The organism is Corallococcus sp. AB049A, from assembly GCF_003668885.1.
Taxonomy (GTDB): domain Bacteria; phylum Myxococcota; class Myxococcia; order Myxococcales; family Myxococcaceae; genus Corallococcus; species Corallococcus interemptor.
Genome location: NZ_RAWL01001497.1, coordinates 1 through 379 on the forward strand (window position 1 = coordinate 1; position 379 = coordinate 379).

Below are 379 nucleotides of genomic sequence, written 5' to 3' on the forward strand. Positions count from 1 at the left end.
CGGTGGCCCCGGCGCTGCCGCCCTGCACGAAGCCGAGGTCGGCCTGGCCCCCGCGCAGCAGCTGCTCGTTGTGGGAGGAGCCTTCGCTGGGCACCAGCACCACCCGGATGCCGTCGGCCGCCAATGCCTTCTGGTAGCGCTGGCCGAAGGCGTCATAGGCACTCTGTGCCGGACCGGTGGCCAGCCGCACCGTCTTGGGCGGCGTCGGGTCCAGCCAGAGATAGGCCAGCACCAGCAGGGCCACCGCCAGCGCGGCCACCGGGCCGGCCGAGATCAGCAGCTCGCGCACGGAGACCAGCGTGTAGCGGATGGCGTGGGTCATGCGCTTCAAGCCAGTTCTCCGGCTGCCGGCAGGTGCAGGCCACCGATCCGGATGCCC

At 72.3% G+C, this 379-nt stretch carries 1 protein-coding gene; it reads right to left on the reverse strand.

Annotation, left to right across the window (positions count from 1 at the left end; translation table 11 throughout):
• The coding region (locus D7X55_RS42720) for a hypothetical protein (protein ID WP_407921827.1) at positions 1-331 on the reverse strand (331 nt) is incomplete at its 3' end.
• Between the last annotated feature and the right edge of the window lie 48 nt (positions 332-379).